The following is a 25752-nucleotide window of genomic DNA, read 5'->3' on the forward strand; positions in this document are numbered from 1 at the left end:
TGTAGAGATTAAATACAACTATCGGAGAAAAAAATGTTCAAGAAGGAAAACAAGCTTAAAAGGTTTGATTTTATATTATTTTTAACAACAATAACCCTGTGTGTTTTCGGCTTTATCATCATCAACAGCGCCACCATGAGCAAGGCCGTTGGAAGTGAGCCTTATCTTAAGACTCAGCTTCTTGCATTTGGTCTGGGAATGGGCGCATTGTTCTTTCTGGTTCTCATCGACTATGACATATACGGAAGCTTTTACATACCCATTTATTCAATTTCCGTACTGCTGCTTTTGTATGCTCTCATAAACCCTGTCAGCGCCTCGGAATGGGGTGATGTGCGAAGCTGGGTAGCCATTGGCCCCATAGTTTTTCAGCCGTCGGAGCTTGCAAAGTTCGGAGTTATAATATCCTTGTCCAAGTTCATCGACCTGAACAAGGACAACATTGACGAGCCGGCAGTGCTAATAAAAATACTTGTATTTGCATTCTTCCCCGTAGCGCTTATTTTACTGCAGCCTGACCTTGGAACAGCCCTGGTTTTCATATTCTTCATAGCAGTGATGATATTCATAGCAGGAATAGACCGAAAGTACATCATAGCCGTACTCATTATAGGCCTTGTGCTCCTGGTCATAGGCATAATTGCCTTTGTGTACGTAATGCAGGACTACACTCCCAACGAGGATTACAGGCTGGACAGAATAGTGACTTTCTTCTACCCGGAGCTTGATCCCGAGGATACAGGCTACCAGGTAATACAGTCAAAGACGGCCATAGGGTCCGGAATGATTTACGGAAGAGGCCTTTTCAAGGGTGTTCAGAATCAGCTGGGATACCTACCCACAAAGGAGACTGACTTCATATTTGCAGTCGTAGGAGAAGAGCTGGGTCTGGCTGGAGGTTTGTTTCTCCTGTTCCTTTACTCTGTGCTGCTATACAGGCTCGTACGCATAGGCCGGCACGCCTCAAATCTGTTCGGTTCTCTCATAACGACCGGAATTACGGCAATGCTTCTGTTCCACATATTTGAAAACATAGGAATGACCATGGGCCTCATGCCTGTTACCGGAATTCCGCTTCCTTTCATAAGTTACGGCGGAACGTTCATGCTTGTGAACATGGTGAGCATAGGCCTGGCCTTAAGCGTTGGAATGAAACGAGGCAAGATCGACCTGAACGACTTTTAATCAATGAAGAATGAATAATTAAGAGTTAATAATTATGGAAGAAGAACGGCGAGCCGTTCTTCTTTTTTTAAACAAAATATTGCATTTCACAATTCTCAGACTATTGATAACTAAGAATTTGTCATTCTGAGCGGTAGCGAAGAATCTCCTTCAGGCTTCGCATTCAGAATGACACGTTTGAAAGATACTTTTTCATCAAACTAAAAGCAAGGCGGCCCTGCCGTCTTGCTTCCTTCAATTCTTAATTCTTAACTCTTAATTCTTAATTAATTTATTCTTAATTCTTAATTTTTTTACTCTTTGCTCTTCATTAAAAGAAGCAGCTTCCTCCTATGAACTCCCTGAGTATGGAGGTGTTTGGAATTGCGCTTTCATCGTCTATGCTTTTGAAATAGCTGAAAAATTTCAACAGTCTTTGCCTTTCCGGGTAAAAGATGCTGTCTTTTTTTATTTCCTTTATCATGGGTTCAGCATATTTTTTAAGCACGCTCAGTTCATACACAAGAGCCGAATTGAATATGGCATCTGCATTTTCCTGGTAGGGGAAAATATACTTTTCTGTTCCCTTAACCACGTTATCCCACAGCTCCATGGTTCTGTTCACATCATTTCCTCTGTGAATGGAATCCCTCACGATTCTTCTTACCAACCTTAAATCGGATGTGGAAATTCGGTTGTGATTGTCAATGTTAAGCTGCGTAAGGGCGCTTATGTATATCTTGAACTTGTTCATCTGCGGTATATGGCTGGTTAGCCTGTCGTTTAGCCCGTGAATTCCTTCCACGATTATTATGTGGTCATTTGTGAGCTTTACCTTCTTCCTTTCCATCTCCCTCATCCCCGTATGGAAATTGAATATGGGGATTTCAACTTCTTCGCATGACATGAGGCCTAAAAGCTGTTCATTGAAAAGCTCCAGGTCCAGCGCATCTATGGTTTCAAAGTCATATCCGCCGTTTTCATCCCTGGGAGTGTGCTCCCTATCCACGAAGTAGTCGTCCAGCGAAAGGGCATAGGTTTTTTTGCCGTTCACCCTCAGCTGTATGGAAAGCCTCTGGGCAAATGTGGTTTTGCCTGATGATGAAGGTCCTGCAATGAGCACTACCTTTATACTCTTATCGCTTGCAATTTCATCGGCAATGTATGCGATTTTTTTCTCGTGCAGAGCTTCGTTGATTCGTATCATGTCATCGATGGTGCTGTTCATTATCTTCCTGTTCAAAGATCCCACATATCCAACGTCCATTATGCGCCCCCATTCCTCTGCTTCCTTGAAAACTTTTGAAAGTTTCTTTTGTTCAATATATTCAGGAATCGTGAAATTGCTTTCGCTGGTTGGAAAACTCAATATAATTCCGGGATAAAAAAGTTTCAGGTCAAATTCCTTCACAAACTCAGTGTTTGGAGCCAGGTAACCGTAAAAGGTGTCATAATATCCGTCAAGCTCATAGATTCTGATGTCTTCCTTGTCCCATTGGCTCAGGATCTCAATTTTATCCTCAAGACCTTGTCTCTTGAATATTCCCATGGCTTCTTCAACCTTCATGGTCATTGATTTTATAGGTCGCTTCGCCTGGATTATCTCCTGCATCCTTTTTCTTATGTTTTCAAGCTGCAGCTTGTTTACAAGGTGCTTGTGCTCCAGTTCCGTGTACAGTCCCTTGTTCAGTGAATTCACGATGCATACGTCTATGTCGCTGAAAATGTCCTTGCAGGCCTTTATGTAAATCAGTGTAAGCGTTCGGACATAAATGCGCTGTCCGTCCCTGTCCCTTATGTCTATGAACTCAATTTTGTCGTTTTCCTTGAACCTTGCTCTTTCAAGTTCCTGAAGCCTGTTGTTCACCTTTATCCCCAGATAGCCGGAATAATCGTCCTTGTGAATCTTCTTCAAAAGCTCCAGCAGCGATTCATTTTCTTCCAGTTCAATTGTTCCGTTTTTTTCTCCGACCAGCTCTATCTTCATGAGTCCTCCTACATCATAATTTTCCTGTCCTTAATGTCTGATATTATTTCTTTTCCGTTTAGATACTCCAGCTCGTTTTCATAACCTCCAAGAACCAGCTTGTAGGCATGAAGAACCTGGTGCTTCTCGCTGTCCTTTCTGCCGTACTTCCTGTCACCTGCAATGGGGTGACCTATTGAAGATAAGTGGGCCCTTATCTGATGTGCCCTGCCAGTTTCAATTTCTATTTCCAGCCATGTGAAGTTCCCTTCGGTTCTTATGGGATGAGCATTGGTTATTACAGCCTTTGCATTTTCTTCCATTTCCTTTACGATTCTCACCATGTTTTTGTCTTCGTTTTTAACGAGGTAGTCCTTAAGCTCCAGGTCATTCTTCACGATACCGTGGACCTTTGCCATGTACAGTTTTTTGATTTTTCTTTCCCTAATGGCCTTGTTGGTCTGCTTGAGAGCATCGTAGTTCTTGGCTGCGATTACAAGACCTGAGGTGTTTTTATCCAGGCGGTTGCACACAGCAGGCTTGAATGTGAAGCTGATGTTTTCTTCCTTATCATCCAGGTACATCTTCACTTCATCCACCAGGTTTCGCATACCCGTTTCGTCGGGCTGTGAACTGAGGCCGATTGGTTTGTTCACAACCAGTATGTTATCATCCTCATACACAGGATCAAAATGGATGTCGGACTGTTTAAGCGTCTTCTTTTCCCTGAATTTTTCCACAGTGTCGTCTGAAAGATAAAGCTGCACGAGATCATCCTTTTTGAGAATCTGCTCAGGTTCTGCTTTCATGTTGTTCAGCTTTATATTTTTCTTTCGTATCATTTTATAGATGAATGACTGGTTTGCCTTGTTGAGATACTTTTTGAGGAATCTGTCCAGCCTTTGACCTTCTTCATTTTTGGTTATAAGAATTTCTTTCATGTTTTCTCCGTATGTTTGTTTTGTTTTTGTAATTATTCTACCTTGGGCGTAGGCCGCAAACGGCTTGAACGCCGATACAATAAATATATTTTAAGACAAAGACCACAGTCTTTGTTACATTATTATATCAGAATATCGTCCGTTGTATATAGCAATTGAAAATTTTACATGTTTTTATTAAATGTGGTTATTGTAAGCAAGCCATTTTTATGGTATCATAATAGTTGCTTATAAAAAACAGGAGTGATTATGAAAACTATAATTGATGCTATAAGAGACTTTATATATAATATTACCGACTACGGATTAATAATAACAGTAATTGTTGTGATGGCGCTAATTTTAGGATGGAGATTTGACATATTGTTCAACAAGGGCATAGAGAAGGAAGTTATTGCCGATTTGCCTCAAATCATTGTGGACAACAACACTCCCGGAGGCCAGAATGAACCGGAACCGGGAAGCACTGAAGAAAAACCGCAGGAAACTCCTGCACCTTCAGGAGTTATTGCAACGGTTGAGATTCCGGAAGGTTCGTTTCCGTCAGCAATCGCAGAGATACTTATTAATTCAAATCTCATAAGCAACAAGAATGAATTTCTGAACCGCTCCGTGGAACTTGGTCTTGACACCAGGCTAAGAAGTGGAATATACGACATAGAAGTAGGCACAGGTCTTGATGATATCATAAAAATCATAGCCAACGCCCAATAGCAGAAAAAAAAGGAGCCCTAGGGCTCCTTAATATTTTTGGTTTACATAGTAATCAATTACAGATTTCTTCCTTTCCGGCAAAAACACATTTTCCTTTTTCAGAACATCCAAAAGCCACAGCGATTTTGAATGGAGAACGGCGTACTCGTAGTCCTTCAGAACAATTTCATACAGCTTTCCTTCAAGAGCGGATGATTCCATTTTTATGAAGTATGACTCAACATTTTCATAGTGAAGATATCTCAAGAGGCGGAATGAGGTCTTATCCTTTTCGTTGTAATAGTAATCCGCTTCCTCAAGGTACTTGCTGTAAAAGCTAATGTGCTTTCCCTTATCCTTGATTTCCTGTGCTATCATCCTGTGGTATTTAGCCATCATGTTGTAGTACTGGTAGTTATACATGCCCTTTTCAAAGCTGTCAATCCTCTGAAAGGGTTTGATGCTTTTTTCAATCATGTACTTGTAGTTTAGTTCCAGGTACTCCTTCTTGCTTATATCTCCGTTCATGTGCTGGATTATAAGCATGTCCCTGTGCTCAAAAAACTCGTCAAAGATTGTCTTTGTTGGTTTGAAGTAATTCATATACTCACTCTTTCTAATTGTCAGTACATTAATTCTACCAGAAGTCGACTGTTTTAGCAAGGAAATGCGCAAGGTATTTATAACCAGCAACAGAGTTATCCTAAACTCTGCCTGTACCTATATAACAGGAAACTAAAATTCCTGCTATAATAAAAACCACCGGTTGCCGGTGGTGTATTCTCTATTTTATTATTCTGTTTTTTAAACTTTCAGGAATTTCTTCTTCAACATGATTAACACTCATAATAAAACTAACGTTAAATTTTTCTGATAAATAGTCGAGTCTGTTTACAACGGTCTCCAGGTTTTCCATACCGGCTTGAGCAATCTTGTATAAACCATCTATGTATACTAATTCCACATCGTAATCTGTTGCAATTAAACCACAAACAAAACCCTGGAACTGATCGGCATTGGTCAATCCGAACTCTTTTGTGTTGATGTATCTTATCCTATAATCCAAATCAAATATGTGCCTGTTGTTAGCTTCCAAGAAAACCATTTTTCCTTGTATACTATCCATAGTTTTGTTTGCCATTTCAATCATTCTCATTGTTTTTCCGCTGCCGCTGTGTCCGCAAACTAATTGAACCATAATAATCACACTCCTATTTTTATTTGTTTTGAATAAAGTTAATCACATTTATATTGTACCACAAATTGAAAATGTTTACACTACTTATTTTTACAAATTGCAAAATTTTCCCTGGTACCTTCCTTCACTTTCCATTTTGTCCAGGATTGCGTCTTTTATCTTCCACCAGCTCATTCCCCAGTTCACAAACAGCGACCCTTCCTTGGGAGCCCTTCCCACCAGCCTTTGAACGACAATGCTGCTGTTTAGGTTTTCCAAAAACACAATTACCCTTTCCACATATTCGTCCATGGATGTAACCTTAATCTCACCTTCCTTATACATTCTTCCCATTTCAGTATTTTCCATAATATACAGCGAATGTATTTTTACCTGATCTATGTTCAAAGCTGACAAAATCTTAGCAGTTTCAACAACATCCGTCATGTCATCCCAGGGAAGATTAAGTATGACGTGGGTACATATTTCAAAACCGAATTTTTTAATTCTGATTGCAGCATCGATAAATTCGGCCAGCGTGTGCCCCCTGTTTATTTTCAAAAGAGTGTGGTAGTTTACAGTCTGAAGCCCAAGTTCCACGGAAATATTGATATTGTGTTCCTGCTGCACCGAATAGAGAAATTTCAGGTATTCGTCAGAAACGCAGTCAGGCCTTGTAGAAACTGAAATTTCCACAATATTGTCCATTAAAGCTTCATGTATGTATTTTTTGAACCTTTCAAGCTCCATGTATGTATTTGTATAGTTTTGAAAATATGCTATGAATTTCCTTGCATTGTATTTTCCGGATATGTAGTCCATGTTTCGTTGAAGCTGCTCCCGCACGCTTAAGGAATTGTCAAGCATCTCAAATCCCGTTCCCACTTCGGCGCAGAATGTGCAGCCTCCGTAACCCACTGTTCCGTCACGGTTAGGACAGGTGCAGGGAATGTTGACAGGAAGTTTGTATACCTTCTCGCCGTATTTTTTTTTCAAATAAACCGAATATTCATTATATAGCATATGAGTACCTTTTATATTATTAAATTTTGATTCTTTTGTTTATTATAATTAATTAAGGGCGATTATTCAATTGTTGTTTAATTATTTTCTCATTTACCAATAAATTAATCAAATTAAATTTTGTTTTCTGCAGATAATATCAAAACAAAATTTATTAAGGAGGTAAATATGCACATAAAAGAAGGTATCGTTCCAACCGTGCTTGGAACTGTAGTTACAGCAACAGGAATCGCACTTAGAAACTCAAATCTTCCGGATTCCTACAAAAATGGTCTCATAGGATTCGGACTTGCTAACATAGCGGTTGGTTCCGCAGAACTGATTACAAATGGAATGCAGAACAGAAACATGGTGGGCAGGATTGCCAGAACAATGCAGATGAAGTAAAGCGAAATTGAAAATCTTGATGCATAAATGAAAACATCGAGGCATGTTCATATTAACAGAAGTATCTTCAGAGCGTGACAGAAGGATCTCATAATTTAAACATTAGGAGATCCTTCTCTGCGCTCAGGATGACAACCGTAGGTTTGTCAATAGTCTGAACATACCACATGGGCATGTTTTTAAATTAAGCAAAAATTACATAAAGCAGCGAATACAAACCGGCAATTCCAATGAGAATGTATACAATTCTTCCAATTTTGCTGTTCCAGCCTCCAAAGAAATTTTCAACTATGTCAATCTTTGCGATACCGTACAACCCCCAGTTAAGTGCTCCGACAATTATTAGAATCGATGCAATTGCAGCTAATATTTTCATAATTCCTCCTTGACTACATAATATTAATACATTATATTTTGTCCGAGAGAAAATATGTCCAATTATTTGATTTCGAATATCTCTGACAGCACAAAGTAAACGCCGTCTTTGTTGTTGTCCTGCCTGGAAATGAATTTTGAAGCTTCCTTGCACTCCTGGGTGGCATTGTTCATGGCAATTCCAAGACCTGAGTTTTTAATGAGCTCAATGTCGTTGTTGTCATCTCCTATTGATATTATTTCTTCAGGACTTATATTTATATGACCTAAGTATTTCTTCAAAGCTGCCCACTTGCATCCATCTGCATGAAGGAATTCCAAAAGAGCGCGCTGGCTTATGTTTCTGTTGCATATGGTATTGAACTTTCCTTTGTTGTTTTCTTTCATTTCAAGTCCGAAGTCAGAGAGTCGTTCGAATTCGTCAAAATAGCAGACTGCCAGCACATTATTTATGTTTTCAGGTTCAAACTTTCTAAGCCTTGCTCTTGAATAATCTTTTTTAATATAGCCCCGGTAGACTTCCTCATAGTTTTCCCGTTCGTAAATAAGGTCGTAACCGTTGAAGTATTCGTCAACATGAACAACCGGATTCAGTCCCCTTTTTAATCCTGCTTCATATATTTTTCTGAAAGAATCCGTATCAAGATAATTGCACTCCAGGAGCTCATCGTTATGTGAACGCCTGATAACTGCCCCGTTGTTAGCCAGTATGACAGGAGAAACATGTTTTATATCTTCCGTCAGGCTCTTTGCCATGAAATAATTTCTCCCTGTTGCAATTACCACCATAATACCTTGATTATGAAGCTCGCTGAGCATGCGTATATTTCTTTCGCTTATGTCTTTATTATCGTTTAAGAGTGTGCCGTCCAAGTCCAGCACAACCATCTTGTATTTCATATAATCATCTCCAGGTAGATTATACAATTAATATTTTAAATTGTACATATTAAGTAACAGAAAAAGTCAAAGAGCAGCAATTTAATATTTTTTGAGCATTTCACCCAAGGTTTCTATGTTAAATGGCTTTGATATGTAGTCATCCATTCCGCAGTCAATGAATTTCTTTCTGTCTCCTTCCATTGCATATGCTGTCATTGCAATAATAGTTGTATGCTCTCCCGACCTGGACTCCATTTCTCTGATCATCCTTGTCGCATCACAACCGTTTAAAACAGGCATCTGCACATCCATAAGAACTATGTCTGCTTTGTTCTTCTCCAGATAGTTAAATGCCTCAAGTCCATTATGAGAACAATGATACTCATATTTCAACTGTTTCAAAAATGCGGCAGTAATTTTCAAGTTTATATCGTTGTCTTCAACCACTAAAACCTTTCTGTTTCCTGCTTTCTCGTTGATATAGTATTTGTTTTCTTCCACATATTCAACATCAGCAGCATTTTTCAGCTTGACGGTGAAGTAAAACCTTGAGCCCTTGTCAACTGTGCTTTCAAAGCCTATGTCTCCGCCCATAAGCCTCACAAGTTCTTTTGAAATGGCAAGACCAAGACCTGTTCCTCCATAAGATTTAGTATAGTTTGATTCTTCCTGAGAGAACTTATTGAAAATATCATTTTTAAAATCTTCCTTTATCCCTTTTCCCGTATCTTCAACTATGAATTCAAGCATTGTCTCATCCATGGTCTTGTTTATCTGCTTGACCTTGAAAAACACATGTCCTTGATCAGTAAATTTTACGGCATTGCTGATAAGATTGTTTATTATCTGTTTAAGCCTGAAGTAATCACCTATAAGTTCCTTGTTTATAAACGGGTCTATATAGTACAATATTTCTATATTTTTATTCCTTGCCATAAGAGTCAGATCTTTAATTACCATTTCCATCTGCTCGGAGAAATTGAATCTTTTATAATTCAATTCAATTTTTCCGGATTCAATCTTTGACAAATTAAGGATTTCATTGATAAGCTCAAGAAGACGGTTTGAAGATTCCTCAATCATCATAACATCCTCATTCTGCTCATAGGTTAGCTTGCTTAGCTTTAACAGCTGCGTGCATCCCAATATTCCATTGAGAGGCGTCCTCAGCTCATGACTCATGTTTGCAAGAAACTGTGACTTAGCCTTATTGGCTGCTTCTGCATTTTCGTTTGCCTTTTCCAATTCCTCGTAGTTGACTCTCAGTTCTTCCTCTGTGGTGGCAAGTTCCTCATATACAGCCTGAAGCTCTTCGTACACAGCCTGAAGTTCCTTGTATTTTTGTCCCAGAACAATTTCATTGTTTTTTAATTCAGAAATGTCAGATACCAGGAGTACAAACTGTTTCAGGTTGGGAGAATATATGTTGCAGTGAAAGAATCTGTCCATCGCTTCATTGTAATATTCAAAAACAGTATTATCGCCTTTGTTCACGGATTGCTCCAGGATTTTCAGCAGGTTTGTTTCCGATTTTTCAAACAGCCTCAGCAGGTCAATTTTATGAAACTTTTGAGTTTCGACACCTATTATATCCTTCATGTACTTATTAACGTGAAGGCATTCATAGTCTGTCAAGCAGCCATTGCTGTCATATATCAACTCACCATGCGCAATCCCCACGTTTAATGAATTATAAAGACAAATAAGTCTGTTCTCATTTTCTTCATTTTTCTGTCTGGCAAGCATTTCTTCATCTATGTCCGAAATGGTTCCGGTCATCCTCAGAGGGTTTCCGTCTTTATCCCACATAAAAACCTTTCCCCTTGCTCTAACCCATTTATAGCTTCCATCTTTGCATTTCAGCCTGTAATCGGCGTTGTATTCCTCTCCATTATAGTGCCTGTTAAGCTTATCACTAACTAAACCAACATCGTCCTTGTGGATTCTGCTTTTCCACTCATCGGCGCTGTCGCTTATTTCATGGGGCTTAAATCCCAGTATTTCCTTGCACCTGTTTGAATAATATATTGTATTTGTTTTCAAATCCCTGTCCCAAACACCAAAACTACCCCCGTTTATGGCAAGCCTGTATATTTCTTTATCTATAATAGACTTGATAATTCCAATATGGCCCGATTTTTTACCCTCGTGGGTTATGGGATAAAGGTCTACAGAAACTGTAATCAATTCTCCCTCTTTGTTTTTCCGTATTGTTTCAAACTTTACTGCCCTACCGCTGCTATAAACTTTGTATACGGCATCCTTGTACTCATTTATACTGCATTCAGGAATGAATACAGTGGTAGTCTTCCCCATCACTTCTTCTTTGGAATATCCGTACAGATTCTCAGCTCCCTTGTTGAAGTATGTAATGGCTCCATTTATATTTCTGCAGATTATGGCTTCGGTAAAATCGTTACAGATAATTTTCAGGTTATCGACCACTTCTTCGGTCAAATTCATATGTTCAATATTTAAATCAGGCATAGCATGCCTCCTCTTTGGAGAAAGTTTTCTCTATGGCAGATACTGTAAGTGGTTTACTGTAATAATACCCCTGTACTAAGTTGCAGCCCATGTTCTTAAGAATCTCCTTCTGCTCCTGTTTTTCAACACCTTCCGCTATAACATTGTAATGCAGTTTTTTTGACAGCTCTATGATGCATTCTATGATACATCTTGTCTTTTCATCACTGCACAGTTGGTCTACAAAGGACTTGTCAATTTTAATGGTACTTATCGGAAGGCTTGTCAAATAACTTAAGGATGAATATCCTTTGCCGAAATCATCAATTGAAACCTTAATGTTTCTGTCGATGAGTCCCTGCAGCAGCTTTGACTTCTCTTCCACAGATTTTATCAAAGTTCCTTCCGTTATTTCAATCTCAAGGTGTTTAGGATCCAGTTTACTTTCCTGAAGAACTTTGTCGATCAGCTTGACAAAGTATCTGTTCTTCAGCTGTTTTGGCGATATGTTCACACTTATGGTATCAAAAGTATACCCTCTTTCCTTCCACTCCTTGGCCTGCAAGCAAGCATTTTTCAGTACCCATTCTCCGATTTTGCATATAAGCCCGCTTTCCTCCGCAATTGGTATGAATTCAGAAGGCGCTACTGTACCGAATTCCGGCGAATTCCACCTTAACAAGGCTTCCATGCCGCTGATTTTGTTATAATTTATGTCTACCTGGGGCTGGTAGTATATTTCAAGCTCGCCGTTTTGTAATGATCTCTGCAGGGAACTTTCAATTTTTTTCCTTCGGTCAATGGCACATCCAAGTTCATCATCATAAAAAACAAAATTGTTCTTGCCGTGCATTTTTGCTTCATGCATTGCTATATCAACATTTTTGGTTATCATGTTAGGATCCGGATCCTTGTTGTCAAAAATGTAGATGCCCATGCTCACGGTGACGTACGTCTCTACATCCAATAATTCAAACGGGTTTTGGAAGCTTTCGTTTATGTGATGTATGACTTTTTTTAATTGCTGCATGCTCATTATATCAGAAATAAAAATCAGAAATTCATCTCCTCCATCTCTGGACACAAATCCGTAGTCTCTTACGCAAAATTTCAGAAGCTCTGAAACAATCTTCAGCAAGGTGTCTCCGTACTGATGATTGAAACTGTCATTAATACTTGTAAAATTATCTATGTCCACAAAAATAACAGCACTTTTTACATCCCTGTTCCCGAATCCGTCTATTGCTCTTTGAATTTCACGAAGGAATGATGCTTTGTTTGGAAGGCCTGTAAGCTGGTCATGGTAAGCCATGTAATGCATCTGTTCCTCTGCCTTTTTTCTTTCTGTAATGTCCGAAACCGTACCTATCAGGATTGTATACGCACTGTTGTCAAATTTTATTCTCTTGCCGTTTATCAAGAGCCATTTTATTTCTCCATGCTTATTCTTCACTCTGTATTGCCTGTTTAGAAATATATCGTTATCGCTTACAAATTCATGAAAATCATTTTTTGCTCTCACTTTGTCTTCAGGTAAAATAATCTTTTCTGCAAAGTCCATAAGCGAAGTAACTTCACTGTTGTTATAATCTAAAAGATTGTTGTGCCCGCAAAGTATCTGAAGCTTATTCGTACTCAAATCCACTGCCCAGACAATTTCACTGATTGACTGAAGTATAAGCTTACAATTATTTTCGGTTAAATTATCCAGAAACATTTGTACACTCTCCATTATGTATTAGTCATGTAATACTATTTCAACACTCCTAATTTTCTTATTAAGTCAATCAGGTTCTTTCCGTCAATGGGTTTTGCAGCATATGCGTCACATCCGCAGTTATAGGAGCTTTCAATGGTTTCATTGTCGTTTAATGCTGTAGTCATTATTATCTTCACTTTACCCATATCTTTAATTCCGCTTTGTTTTTCAATTAGTCTTATGTTTTTCAGCACCTTCATGCCGTCTGCCTTAGGCATCATAATGTCAAGAAGTATCAGATCGTATGGTGAATCTTCTTCCAAAGCCAGCAAGTACGCATCCAACGTTTCAATTCCATTAACTGTAAAATCACATTGACCATATGGCTCAAGAATTTTCAACAGGTACCTTCTGCTTGCCAAATCATCTTCTGCAATCAATATTCTCATTTCATTACCTCACTTAATTAACTTTCAACTGTTTATATAATCTGCTTTTGATTAGCAGAACAAAGATATCTATTTGGATTACTCATATTCAATAGACAACTGCTTATTATGGGAGTACCCGTCCTGACATCAGCTTCAACTGTTCTGCTGTAATAGCCGCCTGTGTTGGTAGCATCAAAAACTATATTGTTTCTTACAAGTATTTCTTCAATTGCTACTATATTTTTCAGGCCGACGTTGAAAATGTCATTTTTGTTCATTGATAAAGCACCGCCAAAAATTGACACTCTGTATTCTTTCCTGTATCGAGAAAGCCCCCCGCAAACCTTGTCAAAAAGCAACGGTACAGCTTTATCTGCAAAGTATGCTTCCTTATAACCGTGACTGCCTGGTCCGGTTATAGTTGAATCCGGAAGGGCAATGTGCGCCATTCCGAGCCCCTTTAAACTCGGGCAGTAGACCACAAGCGCAACGCAGGACCCCAATGCATATGTTTTAATAATATCTTCTTCGCTGAAGCTTACTGCAAAATCGCCTATCCCTATTATCTTTGTCATTTTTCCACTTCCATCAGCAGTTTTTATCTTCTTATCAGTTTTTTATTATTTTCTATATACTGAAGGCATCACAGTTTTATAACCGATACCGCCAAAACCGACAGATTCTGAATGCCCGATAAACAAGTATCCTCCATCCACTGTCCAATCATAAAACTTCTTTATTAATTTTTCCTTAGTTTTACTGTCAAAATAAATCATTACGTTCCTGCAAAATATAACATGAAATTTCCTCTTAAAGGGAAATTGAGTATTCATAAGATTAAATTTTCTGAATATAACATCACTTCTTATGTTTTGTTTTACTTGACTTCTGGTCTTGTCATACGTTTCAAAATACCTGTTTTTCCACGCAGTTGGTACATTTTCAATGTCTGAACTGCTGTAAATGCCCCCCATGGCCAAATTGATAGCTTCTGAGGATATATCCGTCGCCAATATCTTTGTATCCCATTCTCCCTTGTTCAAGCCGAAATAATCTGAAATAACCATGTCCAGAGTATATGCTTCCTCCCCGGAGGCACATCCGGCACTCCAGATTCGCAGGCTTTTTTCATCCCCGTATTCACCAACAAGGTATGGGAGTACGATGTTTTTAAAAAAAGCGAAGTGTTCGGGCTCTCTCATAAAAAAAGTATAGTTTGTTGTAACCTTGTTTAGCAGTTCTGTTTCTGCTCTGCCTGTTACATCCTTTGCTACAAAATCATAATACTCAGAGAAACTTTTTAAATTTCTCTGAGCAAGAACCTTTTGAAGTCTTCCCTGAATCAACAGTCTTTTTTCGAACAAATTGACACCATACTTTTTTTTGATAAAATCAGCGAGCTTTTTCAGTTCGTCGTCTTTAATGTCTATCATCTTGATCTCTAGTACTTTCCAAATTCAATATCATCAAACGAATTGTCAATGCTTGAAGTGAAAGCTGATTCGGCTAAAGCATACGGGGTATCATAATTGCTTGTTTGTTCCCTTGATGACAACAAATCATGAATCATTCTCAATGTGTTGTTGTCTATTTTGCTGTTGAAAGCATCAGCCTTTGCACACTTTTTCAGCATAAACCTTCCTATTCGCTCTTTTACAAGCACTGCCTGGCTCGATAACTCTTCTGATGCTGCTGCAGTTTCTTCAGCTGTTGCAGTGTTGGTCTGAGTTACTTTTGAAACTTCCTCTATAGCCTGGTTTACTTGGCTTATGGCAGTTGCCTGTTCATTGGATGCTACAGCTATTCCATTTATAATATCCACTACGGAAACAATGTTTTCAGTGACCTTGTTTAAAGAATCTGCGGTCAGTTCAGTGATTATTTTTCCTTCTTCTGCTTTTTTTATTGAATCTTCTATCATTGAGGTTGTTTCTTTGGCAGCTTCAGCACTTCTTGCAGCAAGACTTCTCACTTCATCTGCAACAACAGCAAAGCCTTTTCCGTGCTGGCCTGCTCTGGCTGCCTCAACTGCAGCATTCAACGCAAGTATGTTGGTTTGAAATGCAATATCGTCAATTACCCTGATTATCTTTGATATATTGTTGGAGGATAGATTGATTTCTTCCATGGCTTTAAGAACATTCTGCATTTCTCTATTGCCTTCGGTTGCATTTTTTCTGATGAATTCAGCCATTTCATTTGCCTTGCTGGCATTTGTTGCATTTTCTTTGGTCTGTGCGGCAATCTCAGCAACAGAAGATGTAATCTCCTGTACAGAAGCGGCCTGCTCAGTAGAACATTGAGAAAGTGACTGGCTGGAGTCCGAAACCTGTCTTGTACCTGCAGACACCTGCTCTGCAGCTGTATTTATTTCTCCCAGTGTCTCATTGAAGGATTGTATTATTTTGTTGGTTGATTCTTTCAGCTCTACAAAATCACCGTGATAAGATCCGGTTATTTCTACATTAAGATTCCCTTTTGACATTTCCAAAAGGACATTTGATGTTTCTTCTATGTGTTCATAGATGCCATTGGCTAAATGATTCAACGCATCCTTCATAACTGCCATCTCGCCGTTATAACTGCCCTTTACTGATACCTGCAGGTTTCCTTTTGACATTTCTTTTAACACATCTTCACATTCATTCAACGGATTAATAATTTCTTCAAGCATAGTGTTGATTCCGGATATAATGTCTTTATATCCGCCATGGTGTTTTGAAACATCTGCCCTCATGCTTAAGTTGCCTTCCGCTCCGGCCTTAACCAGCATGTTCACGTCATCAAGCATTCCATATAAGGAATCCAACAAACCATTTATGCTTTCTTTAATGTCAATCCAGTCGCCTTTTGCATCATCTGTAATTTTCGTCATCTTTTCACCTTTGCTTATACCGTCAAGATAATCTTCCATAACCTTAATATAATGCATGTACGTATCCATCAAGACATCCAGTTCGTTTACCATGGTAGTCCAGCCGCCGTTAAGTGCTTTTACATCTGTTCTTGCGTCAAGACGGCCGTTTGATACAGCTTGTATGAGTCTGTTTATTTCCGTTGACACATCTTTGACGGTTTCAAGCATTTTCATCAGAGACAGTCCGAGAACATCATTGTTCGATTTAATGTCCAGTGCAGTATCAAAATTCCCCTGAGAGACTTTTTCGGCAAAGTCAGCCTTTTCTTTTATGTTTATGACCACTGAATTAAAGGACTTGAACAATTCATCTATTTCGTCATCGGATGATGAAACCGCCATCATCTGAGTATCTCCGCAGGCAAGCTTATCTGCTGCCTTTTTCAATATGTAGATTTTTTTGAGTATGTAATTGGATGTGTTGATTCCAAAAATCAAAACGACACATGAAACAACTATAATAATAATTACTATCATACTTGCCTTGGAGCTGTATGCCGAAGCATCGCCCTGAGCAACTTTTTTCAAAGAATCAATTGAATACAATCCAATTATAAATGTAAGAACACAGGAAAAAACATATCCGCTCATCAGCCTTGTCCTTATTTTCATACTGTTAAAAAACTCCATTACCTTGCCTCCATATACATTAGTCTTTGTTTCATTTCCTGTTCATTGCATTTCCGTACTTTTCGTTATTTCTGCACTTTCAAGAATTAATGAAATCATATCCGTTGATTTTTCTTTAATTGAAAATTCATGCTGTTTAATTCGCCATCTAAAAATCAGCTGCCTGAAAGAACCTAAAATAATATCCGCAAAATCTTCACTGTTAAGATTTCCCTTAAATTCTCCCGACTTCTTGCCGTGCTCAATAATTGAAATCAAAAAGGCTCTTCTCCTGTCAAGGAGTTCTATCACCTGACTTTCGATTCCGGGCTCATATATAAGGCTTTCAAATGAACAAAAAACAGCTGTGATTTCAGGATAATTTTCATAATACTCTGCAAATGAATTGATGAAAAAAAGAATTGATGTCTTTGCATCGGTCTTATTCTTGTTTATTGTATTCATGATGTTTAAATCATAACGCGAATAATACTTTATAACTTCAGTTATAATGTCGCTCTTGCTTTTAAAATGCCTGTACAGCGCACCTTCTGTCACTTTTTCCTTCTTGGCCAGTTCACGGATGGACAATCCATCGATTCCAAGTTCATCAATTATTTCAACAGCGCTCAGTATGATTCTCTCTTCTCTAGAAAAAATGTTCTGCTTCACCTTATCCCCTTTCTTTTGTATGTAAACACTCACTCACTTCGTTTAAGTATAGACCCTTTTCGCATTTTGTCAATAGTCCCCTGACAATTTCTGACAAAAAAATAGCAGCTTTACTGCTGCTATTTTATCTTGCTTAATTCCTCTTTGATTATTTCTGCCTGTTCCTTTAAAAACCTGGTATCCTTTCTGCGGGCTGCCAACTCAGCTCTGAAAGCCGCATTCTTCATAACCGGTGATTTCAGGTACCTCGAATACTTTTTTAAAGCATGAGACACGTCTTCACAGCTTTTGAAATCCTCATCATTTACTGAATCAATCAGTTTATTAAGCAAAGCCGATACTTCTTCGATGCTTGTTTTTTTGTCATCTGTTGGATGCATAATGACTGTATCCAGATAAAACTCGGCATCACGATATGTTGTATCTTTTCCCTTTGAAACGGCCTTTTCTATACAACTATAAAGTTCAGTCATAATTACAGGCTTTGAGATATAATCATCCATACCCAGGCTTAGGAATTTCTCCCTGTCTCCTTTAATTGCATATGCCGTAAGAGCAATTATTTGTAAATGCTCTCCTGTTTTTTTCTCATTTTCTCTTATTATCCTCGTTACTTCAACACCATCCATGACAGGCATCTGAATATCCATAAGAACAACATCAAACTTTTCCGCATTCAGCATATTAAGAACCATATCGCCATTATCCGCAACCTTCACTTCATAGTTCTTTCTTCTTAACATTCTTTTTAAAACTTCCTGATTTGGGATGTTGTCTTCAGCTATAAGAATTTTTGCAGGTGTACTTAGTATGTGTTCCGGAATGCTGCTGGCTTCGCCTGTTTCCGCCGTATCCAGCAAATTGCTTTGCTTATCAAGCATAATAGTCAAGGAGAATATACTTCCCCGTCCCTTTATGCTTTCCGCCGTAATTTCACCACCCATCAATTCTGCGAGTTTTTTTGAAATTACAAGACCTAAACCTGTTCCTCCGTATTTTCTTGTATAAGTATCGTCTATTTGGCTGAAGCTTTTAAAAAGCTTATCCATATCCTGGGCTGATATTCCTATTCCAGTATCCTCCACTGAAAATTTCAATAGCGCCTTACTTTCATCTTCGTCAATTATTTCAGCAGTTAAGTACACTCTTCCGTGATCTGTAAACTTAATTGCATTGCTGAGCAAATTATTCAGTATTTGTGAAATCTTGTGGCTGTCTCCTGAATAAATGCCGTCGAAAACTTCAAAAGAAAGTAATATGCCCTTTTCCCTTGCATGTACAATATTTGTTTTTATCAGAGTTTCTGTAAGCTCCCTTAAGCTAAATACTGAACAGTTAAGCTTCATTTTTCCGGCTTCGATTTTGGATAAATCCAATATGTTATTTATAACTTCAATCAAAGAATTTGAACATTCTTTCGCAATTAAAAGATTTTCTCTCTGTTCCCTTGTAAGTTCGGTGTTAAGCGTCAAATCTATCATTCCTTCTATTCCGTTTATAGGAGTCCTGATTTCATGGCTCATATTGGCCAAAAATGAGCTTTTGGCCATATTTGCCGCTTGAGCTTGCTCTTTTTCTTTTTCCAATTCGTTTTTCATGTTTCGTATTTTTGTCACATCCCTGAACAGCACAGCTACTCCAAGCGAAGAATTGCTGTTTTCATCAAAAATATTTGAAAATGTGCCTGAAACATTTATTTCATTACCTGTCTTTGAAATTAAGACAGTATCCTCCCCTATATCAACTGATGCTTCACTGTTTATGGTTTCCAATAACAGCCTTCCTGTTTTTTCTATTTTATCGCTTTCATGCAGCCTAAGAACTTGTTTAAGCTCCATGTCTTCTGCACAGTCCTTGTCCCAGCCGGTGAGAGCCTGTGCAAACTTGTTTATTGATTTAACTGTCCCGTTGTTGTCAACAATTATTAAACCATCGTTCAGATATTCTAAAGTAAGTTCAAGCATTTTTCTCTTATCAGCAGGTTCATGTGATAAGGACTTTGATTTCTTCTGCAAAACAAATCATCTCCCGTTAATATGACTGTATCAACAATTATATCATATTTTTGCTAATTGTAACATTCATCTTGTTTTTTTATATATCAATATAAATTTTATACTCATGCGCTGTATATATAGGCTTGAAGCACAAAATAAAACGTAAAACCTGGTAGATTTTTTATCTTAGCCTTTTTGCACACCGCAAAAAAGGACTGAGCAAATTTGCTCAATCCTTTTTACGCTTTATTTATTAGCTATTATTCTGTAAAATTATTTTATCAACTCAGCATGTGTGAAGTCCCATTTGTTTGTCAATGTGAGTTCAACACCTTCAACCTTTGCCGAATCAACAATTGTAGTCCAAGTATAGTAATAGATAGGTGCTATTACCATGTTGTTCATCAATGAATCTTCAGCTGCCTTCAAAGCTGCATCTCTTTCCTTACCGGAAGTTTCAAGAGATCTGGTGATAGCATCTTCAAATTCTTTTTGTTCTGGGTTCAGAGTCTTGTCATGAGGAGCTCCGTTAGGTTCTTCTTTGTATCTCCACTGCGGATCGTTGTTTCCTGATTTAACTGTGAACAAATCAAGCATAGTCATTGCGTCGCCGTAGTCTCCCAACCAGCCGCCTCTAGCCATCATGTATTCGCCAGCTCTTCTTGTTTCCTGGAATACTGCCCAGTCTTGGTTCAGAAGTTCAACATCTACGCCAAGGTTTTGTTTCCACATACCCTGCAATGCTTCAGCAATCTTCTTGTTGTTTTCGTTTGTGTTGTAAAGGAAAGTAATTTTTGGAAGTCCTTTTCCATCAGGATATCCGGCTTCAGCCAGCAACTTTTTAGCTTCTTCAACATTTGCCTTGCTTGGGTCAATTCCATATTCCGGTGCAGGAAGTCCGTTTTCATCCAATGGTCTTATTTCAGTTGCATCTGAATATATCATACCAGCTGGGATGAATCCTGTTGCAGGTGTCTGACCACCTTTAGTAACCTGTTCAACAAATTGTTTTCTGTCGATTGCAAGTGAGAACGCCTGTCTAACCTTAACATTTGAGAATATTTCATTATCTACATTGAAGTTTACATAGTAAGTACCGATGTGCGGATATATTACAAAATTAGGATCTTCTTTCTGAAGTCTTGGAATCTGCTCTATTGTGATACTGTCAAGTACCTGGATTTCTCCGTTTTCATAGCCGTTAAGAGCTGTCGTTCCTTCAACTATCATAAGACCTTTGACTCCGGCAAGTTTTACAGTATCAGCATTCCAGTAGTTCTCGTTCTTAACCATTGTCAGGTGAGAACCTGTCTGGTATTCTGCCAATTTGAAAGCTCCGTTAGAGATACAAGTTTCAGGATTCTTTTCCCAGCCTTCGCCGGCAGCTTCAACTATATCTTCTCTTACAGGCATGTAAGTGTAGAATGAAGTCAAGCTCAGGAAGTAAGCAACAGGGTATTTCAGGTTAACTTCCAATGTCTTGTCATCAAGTGCCTTAACGCCTACATCGTCTCTTGAACCTGTTCCGTTGAAATATTCTTCTCCGCCAACCAGGTAAGTGGTAACAAGGAATGAATATTCAGATGCCACTGCAGGGTCGCATGCTCTTTTCCAAGCATATTCGAAGTCTTTGGCTGTTACAGGCTGTCCATCAGACCATTTCAAACCATCTCTCAGATGGAAAGTATAAGTCTTGCCATCATTAGTTATATCCCAGGATTCAGCTGCTGCAGCTTCAATACCATCATGGGTTTCTTTTGTCAAACCTTCGAACATATTGTTGATAATGTGTCCGCCGTCATTTGCGTTGTTCAGTGTCGGGTCCCAAGTTCTAGGGTCAACTGCGATGTTCCAAACCAGGTAATCTTCTTCTCCAGCTGGTTGTTCTGCTGGTTTTTCTTCTGCCGGTTTCTCTTCTGCTGGAGCTGGTGCAGGTTCTTGCTTAGCGCAGCCAACTGATATAGAGAATACCATTGCAAGTACAAGCAATAATGATAGTACTCTTTTTAACATAAAATCCCTCCAAAAAAATTATGTATTTGCAGGTAATCGTTACCTGCATTTTATATTATGGCCCTTTTTCGGCATTCTGTCAAGAGTTACTCTTTTCACAACCAATAAAGGGCTTAATATCAATTTATTTATCCAGAAGATGGCATGCTACGAAATGTTCACCGCCAATGTCTCTGAGCTTAGGATCTTCTTCTGCACACCTGTTTGAAGCATACTTGCACCTTGTCCTGAACTTGCATCCTGAAGGCGGGTTTACAGGGCTTGGAACATCACCTTCAAGCACAATACGCTGTGAAGCTTCGGCAATATCCGGATCAGGTATAGGAATCGAAGATAAAAGAGCCTGTGTGTACGGATGAACAGGATTCCTGTACAATTCTTTACTGGATGCAACCTCTACCAGACTTCCAAGGTACATAACACCTACCCTGTCGGATATGTGCTTAACCATGGACAGGTCGTGGGCAATGAACAAATATGTGAGTCCTCTTTCTTCCTGGAGGTCTTCAAGCATGTTTACAACCTGCGCCTGAATGGAAACATCAAGTGCTGATATTGGCTCGTCACATATGATGAATTCTGGGTCTACAGCCAGAGACCTGGCAATACCTATACGCTGTCTTTGTCCACCGGAAAATTCGTGAGGATAACGCGCAGCATGGTCCTTGTTGAGACCTACAGTGTCAAGCAGTTCAAATATTTTTTCCTGCCTTTCCCTTCCGTGAGCAAGGTTGTGAATGTCCATAGGCTCTCCGATAATATCAGAAACAGTCATTCTGGCGTTCAGTGACGCATAGGGGTCCTGGAAAATCATCTGCATTTTTTTCCTGTAAGGCATCAACTCTTCTCTGTCCATTTTGGCTATATCTGTACCGTTGTACAGAATTTGTCCTGCTGTGGGTTCGTAGAGCCTCAGCACTGTTCGTCCCGTAGTTGATTTTCCGCAGCCTGACTCTCCAACAAGGCCCAGGGTTTCACCTTTTCTAATATAGAACGAAACATCATCCACTGCTTTTGTAACTTCATAGTGCTTTCTGATTATTCCTTTATTCTTGGAAAAATATTTTTTAAGGTTTTTGACTTCTATTAAAATATCTTTATTATTTTCCAATTCTTACTCCTCCCTTCAGCAGTTCATATTTCTCGTTTTTCGGAGCATCGGGGTGAAGCAGCCAGCACATTGCTTCGTGTTTGCCGTCCTCTGATTTGAAAAGAGGTGGCTGCTGAGTATTGCATATACGCATTGCATATTCGCATCTTGCATAAAATGGACATCCCGTAGGCGGATTCAGCAAATCAGGCGGAGTACCCGGTATTGGAATAAGCCTTTGTTTTTCATCAGAAGCTACTTTAGGTATTGATTTTAACAATCCCATGGTGTATGGATGTCTTGGCTCATAGTAGATGTCTCTGATGGAGCCTTTTTCCATAATAAGGCCGCCGTACATAACCACAACTCTTGAGCACACGTCGGCAACAACTCCAAGATCGTGAGTAATGAGCATTGTGGATGTATCAAGTTTTCCATTCAGGTTCTTCATAAGATCAAGAATCTGAGCCTGAATAGTAACATCAAGAGCCGTCGTAGGCTCGTCCGCAATCAGAAGCTGCGGCTCGCATGACAGGGCTATAGCTATCATGGCTCTTTGTCTCATACCGCCTGAAAATTCATGAGGGAAATTTTTAATTCTCTTCTCCGGGTCAGGTATGTTTACCAGCTTCAACATCTCCAAAGCTTTTTCATGAGCGTCTTTTCTTGATAATTTTTGATGCTTTATAATTGCTTCAGCAATTTGATCCCCTATTGTGTAAACAGGGTTTAATGATGTCATAGGGTCCTGGAATATCATTGCAATCTCATTGCCTCTGATACTCATCATTTCCTTGTTTGTTTTTTTAACCAAATCCTCGCCGTTAAACAGAATTTCTCCTCCGACGATTTTTCCGGGGTACAGAAGCAGTTTCATGATAGAAAGAGAAGTAACGCTCTTTCCGCTTCCTGATTCCCCAACTATTCCAATGGATTCACCTTTTTCAACGTCAAAGCTTATGCCTCTTATTGCCTTTACTTCGCCTAAGTGAGTGAAAAAAGATGTTCTTAAATCCTTAACTTCCAATAATTTTTCTGACATTTTTTACACCTCACTTTACTTTCTCTGTTTTGGGTCAAGAGCGTCTCTCAGACCGTCGCTGAACAAGTTAAATGCCAATATCGTAATAGAAATGGCAAATGCCGGCAGGAACAACTGATAAGGATATGTCATGTATGTCAATAACGCATCGTTGCAAAGCGAACCCCATGATGCCTGAGGAGCCGAAACTCCAAGTCCTACGAAGCTCAGGAACGCTTCGGTGAATATGGCGCTGGGTATTTGCATTGTTGCTGAAACCATTATTGGTCCCATCATGTTCGGAATCAGATGTCTTAACATTATTCTTTTTGTCGAAGCTCCCAGTGACTGCGCTGCAAGAACAAATTCCTGTTCCTTAAGACCAAGTACCTGTCCTCTTACCAGACGGGCCATTGAAAGCCAGTATGTGATGCTCAGTGCTATGATTATGGGCATCATGCCGTTGCCCATAACAACCATGAGCAGTATAACATACAAAAGTGTTGGAATGGCGCTGATAACGTCAACTATACGCATCATGACATTGTCGGCCTTTCCGCCGATATATCCGGCTATACCGCCATACAAAACTCCTATGATCAGATTGACAAATGCAGCTACGAAACCTACTATAAGAGAAATTCGTCCGCCGTGAAGAAGTCTTATGAACATGTCCCTTCCAAGATTGTCAGTACCCAATATATAAGTTTTGTTGTGAACTCTGTCAACCGAGGTTAATATCTGATCTCCAGCCTTTACTTCAACCTTCTTTGCATTATCCAAATTGAACTTTGCTTCTGTAAGATCTATGCTGGAATCTTTCTTGGCTTTCTTCTCCAAATCCATGTATTCTTTTTTTGCATTGAAATATGGACTGTAATCAACTATTACTTCCTGACCGTCGAAATTATAGATATATTTCTTATTGGCAGTATCATCTTTCACTATCGGATGCTTCTGAAGCAATTTGCCGTCCGAGGTTACATCTATGAGATAATATTCTCCGTTCATATAGAAGTAACTACCGTTTACTTCATATATGTCCATCATTATGCCTATGTTCGCAAAATCCAAAATCTGATTTTCGAAACTTATGGGATAAAACATGGGAACAAAGGTACATGCAAATATGACGATAACAATCGCTATCAATGAAACCATGGCAACCTTGTTTTCTTTCAATCTTCTCTTTGCATCCTGCCAAAATGTCAGACTTTGTCTTGATACCTTTTCCGCATCTTTTTCATGTTTTTCCAGAGATGTCCACATGTCAGGAGCCATTTTCATATTTTCCATTATATAATATTCCTCCTAATCATATTTTATACGCGGATCAATAAATACATAAAGAATGTCAACCAACAGCGTTGCAATTACAATAAACACCCCAAAGAAAACGGTGATACCCATAATCAATGTATAGTCCCTGTTTGTGATGCTTGTGGTAAACAAAGAACCAATTCCGGCAATACCGAATACCTTCTCTACAACAAATGACCCCGTAATCAAAGCTGCAATCATTGGTCCCAAGTAGGTAACCACCGGTATCAGTGCGTTACGCAAAGCATGCTTTATTATTACAACACCTTCAGACAGACCTTTAGCCCTTGCAGTCCTGATGTAATCCTGCTGCAATACGTCAAGAACAGACGTTCTCGTAAGCCTTGTAACGTATGCGAGAGAAAACATCCCTATACAAAGAACCGGTCCTATATAATGCTTCCAGGTACCTGCCCCGAAGGAAGGAACCCAGCCAAGCCTCCTGCTAAACACATAAAGAAACATTGTAGCGAAAACGAAACTGGGGATAGTTGCTCCCAATGTCGAAATAATCATCATGATCCTATCCGGAACCTTGTTCTGCTTCAATGCCGACATTATACCAAAGCTTATTCCCACGATAATTATAAATAATGAAGACCATCCGCCTATTGTCAATGAGTACGGAAATCCGTCAGTAATTATCCTGTTTGTAGTGAGTCCGACCTTTTGGAAGGAAACACCGAAATCACCTTGAGCGTAATTTTTTAAATATGTTACATATTGTTCAATTAAAGGCTTGTCTAGTCCATATTTTGCCTTAACTGCTGCTTCAACCTCAGGCTGCAGGGCCTTTCCCATGGACATCGGGTCACCCGGTATGCTGTTCATGAGAATGAAGGTTAAAGTCATGATAAACCATATAGTAATTATTGCTGAAATAATTCTTTTTACTATATATTTTGCCAC

23 protein-coding genes are annotated in these 25752 nt (G+C 39.0%); 3 read left to right on the plus strand and 20 right to left on the minus strand.

The window, feature by feature from the left end; all coding sequences use genetic code 11:
* Positions 1 to 33 precede the first annotated feature (33 nt).
* A complete protein-coding gene (gene rodA, locus AAGU76_RS03590; RefSeq protein WP_342484068.1) occupies positions 34 to 1185 on the plus strand; it encodes a rod shape-determining protein RodA in 1152 nt (383 codons plus the stop codon).
* A gap of 310 nt (positions 1186 to 1495) precedes the next feature.
* On the opposite strand, the gene AAGU76_RS03595 is transcribed toward rodA, so the two are convergent.
* Both AAGU76_RS03595 and AAGU76_RS03600 read right to left on the minus strand, forming a co-directional pair.
* Positions 1496 to 3151, minus strand: a complete 1656-nt coding sequence (locus AAGU76_RS03595) for a nucleoside kinase (RefSeq protein ID WP_342484069.1) — start codon at positions 3149 to 3151, stop codon at positions 1496 to 1498.
* Between the two features lie 8 nt (positions 3152 to 3159).
* Positions 3160 to 4071: an RluA family pseudouridine synthase gene (locus AAGU76_RS03600; RefSeq protein WP_342484070.1), complete on the minus strand. Its 912-nt coding sequence runs from the start codon at positions 4069 to 4071 to the stop codon at positions 3160 to 3162.
* Positions 4072 to 4320: 249 nt separating this feature from the next.
* Here AAGU76_RS03600 and AAGU76_RS03605 point away from each other — a divergent pair, with 249 nt between their 5' ends.
* Complete coding sequence (locus AAGU76_RS03605; protein WP_342484071.1) at positions 4321 to 4785, plus strand: hypothetical protein; 465 nt, start codon at positions 4321 to 4323, stop codon at positions 4783 to 4785.
* A 27-nt stretch (positions 4786 to 4812) separates the two neighbouring features.
* Here the strand turns inward: AAGU76_RS03605 and AAGU76_RS03610 are convergent, their stop codons facing one another.
* The 3 genes from AAGU76_RS03610 to AAGU76_RS03620 form a co-directional block, all read right to left on the minus strand.
* Positions 4813 to 5367, minus strand: a complete 555-nt coding sequence (locus AAGU76_RS03610; protein WP_342484072.1) for a DUF6648 family protein — start codon at positions 5365 to 5367, stop codon at positions 4813 to 4815.
* A 181-nt stretch (positions 5368 to 5548) separates the two neighbouring features.
* Positions 5549 to 5962 carry an ATP-binding protein gene (locus AAGU76_RS03615; protein WP_342484073.1) on the minus strand — a complete coding sequence of 138 codons (414 nt, stop codon included), beginning with the start codon at positions 5960 to 5962 and terminating at the stop codon, positions 5549 to 5551.
* A 90-nt stretch (positions 5963 to 6052) separates the two neighbouring features.
* Positions 6053 to 6964: a TIGR01212 family radical SAM protein gene (locus AAGU76_RS03620; protein ID WP_342484074.1), complete on the minus strand. Its 912-nt coding sequence runs from the start codon at positions 6962 to 6964 to the stop codon at positions 6053 to 6055.
* A gap of 168 nt (positions 6965 to 7132) precedes the next feature.
* Here AAGU76_RS03620 and AAGU76_RS03625 point away from each other — a divergent pair, with 168 nt between their 5' ends.
* Positions 7133 to 7351 carry an asparagine synthase gene (locus AAGU76_RS03625; RefSeq protein ID WP_342484075.1) on the plus strand — a complete coding sequence of 73 codons (219 nt, stop codon included), beginning with the start codon at positions 7133 to 7135 and terminating at the stop codon, positions 7349 to 7351.
* A gap of 184 nt (positions 7352 to 7535) precedes the next feature.
* Here AAGU76_RS03625 and AAGU76_RS03630 read toward each other — a convergent pair whose 3' ends face one another.
* The 15 genes from AAGU76_RS03630 to AAGU76_RS03700 form a co-directional block, all read right to left on the minus strand.
* On the minus strand, positions 7536 to 7727 hold the full coding sequence (locus tag AAGU76_RS03630) for a DUF378 domain-containing protein (protein WP_342484076.1): 192 nt from the start codon (positions 7725 to 7727) through the stop codon (positions 7536 to 7538).
* 62 nt (positions 7728 to 7789) lie between these two features.
* Positions 7790 to 8626: an HAD family hydrolase gene (locus AAGU76_RS03635; protein WP_342484077.1), complete on the minus strand. Its 837-nt coding sequence runs from the start codon at positions 8624 to 8626 to the stop codon at positions 7790 to 7792.
* A gap of 81 nt (positions 8627 to 8707) precedes the next feature.
* Positions 8708 to 11095: a PAS domain-containing protein gene (locus AAGU76_RS03640; RefSeq protein WP_342484078.1), complete on the minus strand. Its 2388-nt coding sequence runs from the start codon at positions 11093 to 11095 to the stop codon at positions 8708 to 8710.
* Entirely contained in the window at positions 11088 to 12791 is a 1704-nt protein-coding gene (locus AAGU76_RS03645) for an EAL domain-containing protein (protein ID WP_342484079.1), read from the minus strand. Before AAGU76_RS03645 ends, AAGU76_RS03640 begins: the two co-directional genes overlap by 8 nt.
* A 35-nt stretch (positions 12792 to 12826) precedes the next feature.
* Entirely contained in the window at positions 12827 to 13222 is a 396-nt protein-coding gene (locus tag AAGU76_RS03650) for a response regulator (RefSeq protein WP_342484080.1), read from the minus strand.
* Positions 13223 to 13254: 32 nt separating this feature from the next.
* Complete coding sequence (locus tag AAGU76_RS03655; RefSeq protein WP_342484081.1) at positions 13255 to 13779, minus strand: chemotaxis protein CheD; 525 nt, start codon at positions 13777 to 13779, stop codon at positions 13255 to 13257.
* Positions 13780 to 13824: 45 nt separating this feature from the next.
* Entirely contained in the window at positions 13825 to 14637 is an 813-nt protein-coding gene (locus AAGU76_RS03660; protein WP_342484082.1) for a protein-glutamate O-methyltransferase CheR, read from the minus strand.
* A gap of 8 nt (positions 14638 to 14645) precedes the next feature.
* On the minus strand, positions 14646 to 16751 hold the full coding sequence (locus AAGU76_RS03665; RefSeq protein WP_342484083.1) for a methyl-accepting chemotaxis protein: 2106 nt from the start codon (positions 16749 to 16751) through the stop codon (positions 14646 to 14648).
* A 42-nt stretch (positions 16752 to 16793) separates the two neighbouring features.
* On the minus strand, positions 16794 to 17402 hold the full coding sequence (locus AAGU76_RS03670) for a TetR/AcrR family transcriptional regulator (RefSeq protein WP_342484084.1): 609 nt from the start codon (positions 17400 to 17402) through the stop codon (positions 16794 to 16796).
* A 119-nt stretch (positions 17403 to 17521) separates the two neighbouring features.
* Positions 17522 to 19417, minus strand: coding sequence for an ATP-binding protein (locus tag AAGU76_RS03675; protein WP_342484085.1), 1896 nt, complete (start codon positions 19415 to 19417; stop codon positions 17522 to 17524).
* 255 nt (positions 19418 to 19672) lie between these two features.
* Entirely contained in the window at positions 19673 to 21412 is a 1740-nt protein-coding gene (locus AAGU76_RS03680; RefSeq protein ID WP_342484086.1) for a peptide ABC transporter substrate-binding protein, read from the minus strand.
* A 124-nt stretch (positions 21413 to 21536) separates the two neighbouring features.
* A complete protein-coding gene (locus tag AAGU76_RS03685) occupies positions 21537 to 22523 on the minus strand; it encodes a dipeptide ABC transporter ATP-binding protein (protein WP_342484087.1) in 987 nt (328 codons plus the stop codon).
* On the minus strand, positions 22513 to 23544 hold the full coding sequence (locus AAGU76_RS03690) for an ABC transporter ATP-binding protein (RefSeq protein ID WP_342484088.1): 1032 nt from the start codon (positions 23542 to 23544) through the stop codon (positions 22513 to 22515). Before AAGU76_RS03690 ends, AAGU76_RS03685 begins: the two co-directional genes overlap by 11 nt.
* 15 nt (positions 23545 to 23559) lie before the next feature.
* Positions 23560 to 24819 carry an ABC transporter permease gene (locus tag AAGU76_RS03695; protein WP_342484089.1) on the minus strand — a complete coding sequence of 420 codons (1260 nt, stop codon included), beginning with the start codon at positions 24817 to 24819 and terminating at the stop codon, positions 23560 to 23562.
* A gap of 15 nt (positions 24820 to 24834) precedes the next feature.
* Positions 24835 to 25752, minus strand: coding sequence for an ABC transporter permease (locus tag AAGU76_RS03700; protein ID WP_342484090.1), 918 nt, complete (start codon positions 25750 to 25752; stop codon positions 24835 to 24837).

Source organism: Sedimentibacter sp. (assembly GCF_038562225.1).
In the GTDB taxonomy this organism is placed as follows: Bacteria; Bacillota; Clostridia; order Tissierellales; family Sedimentibacteraceae; genus Sedimentibacter.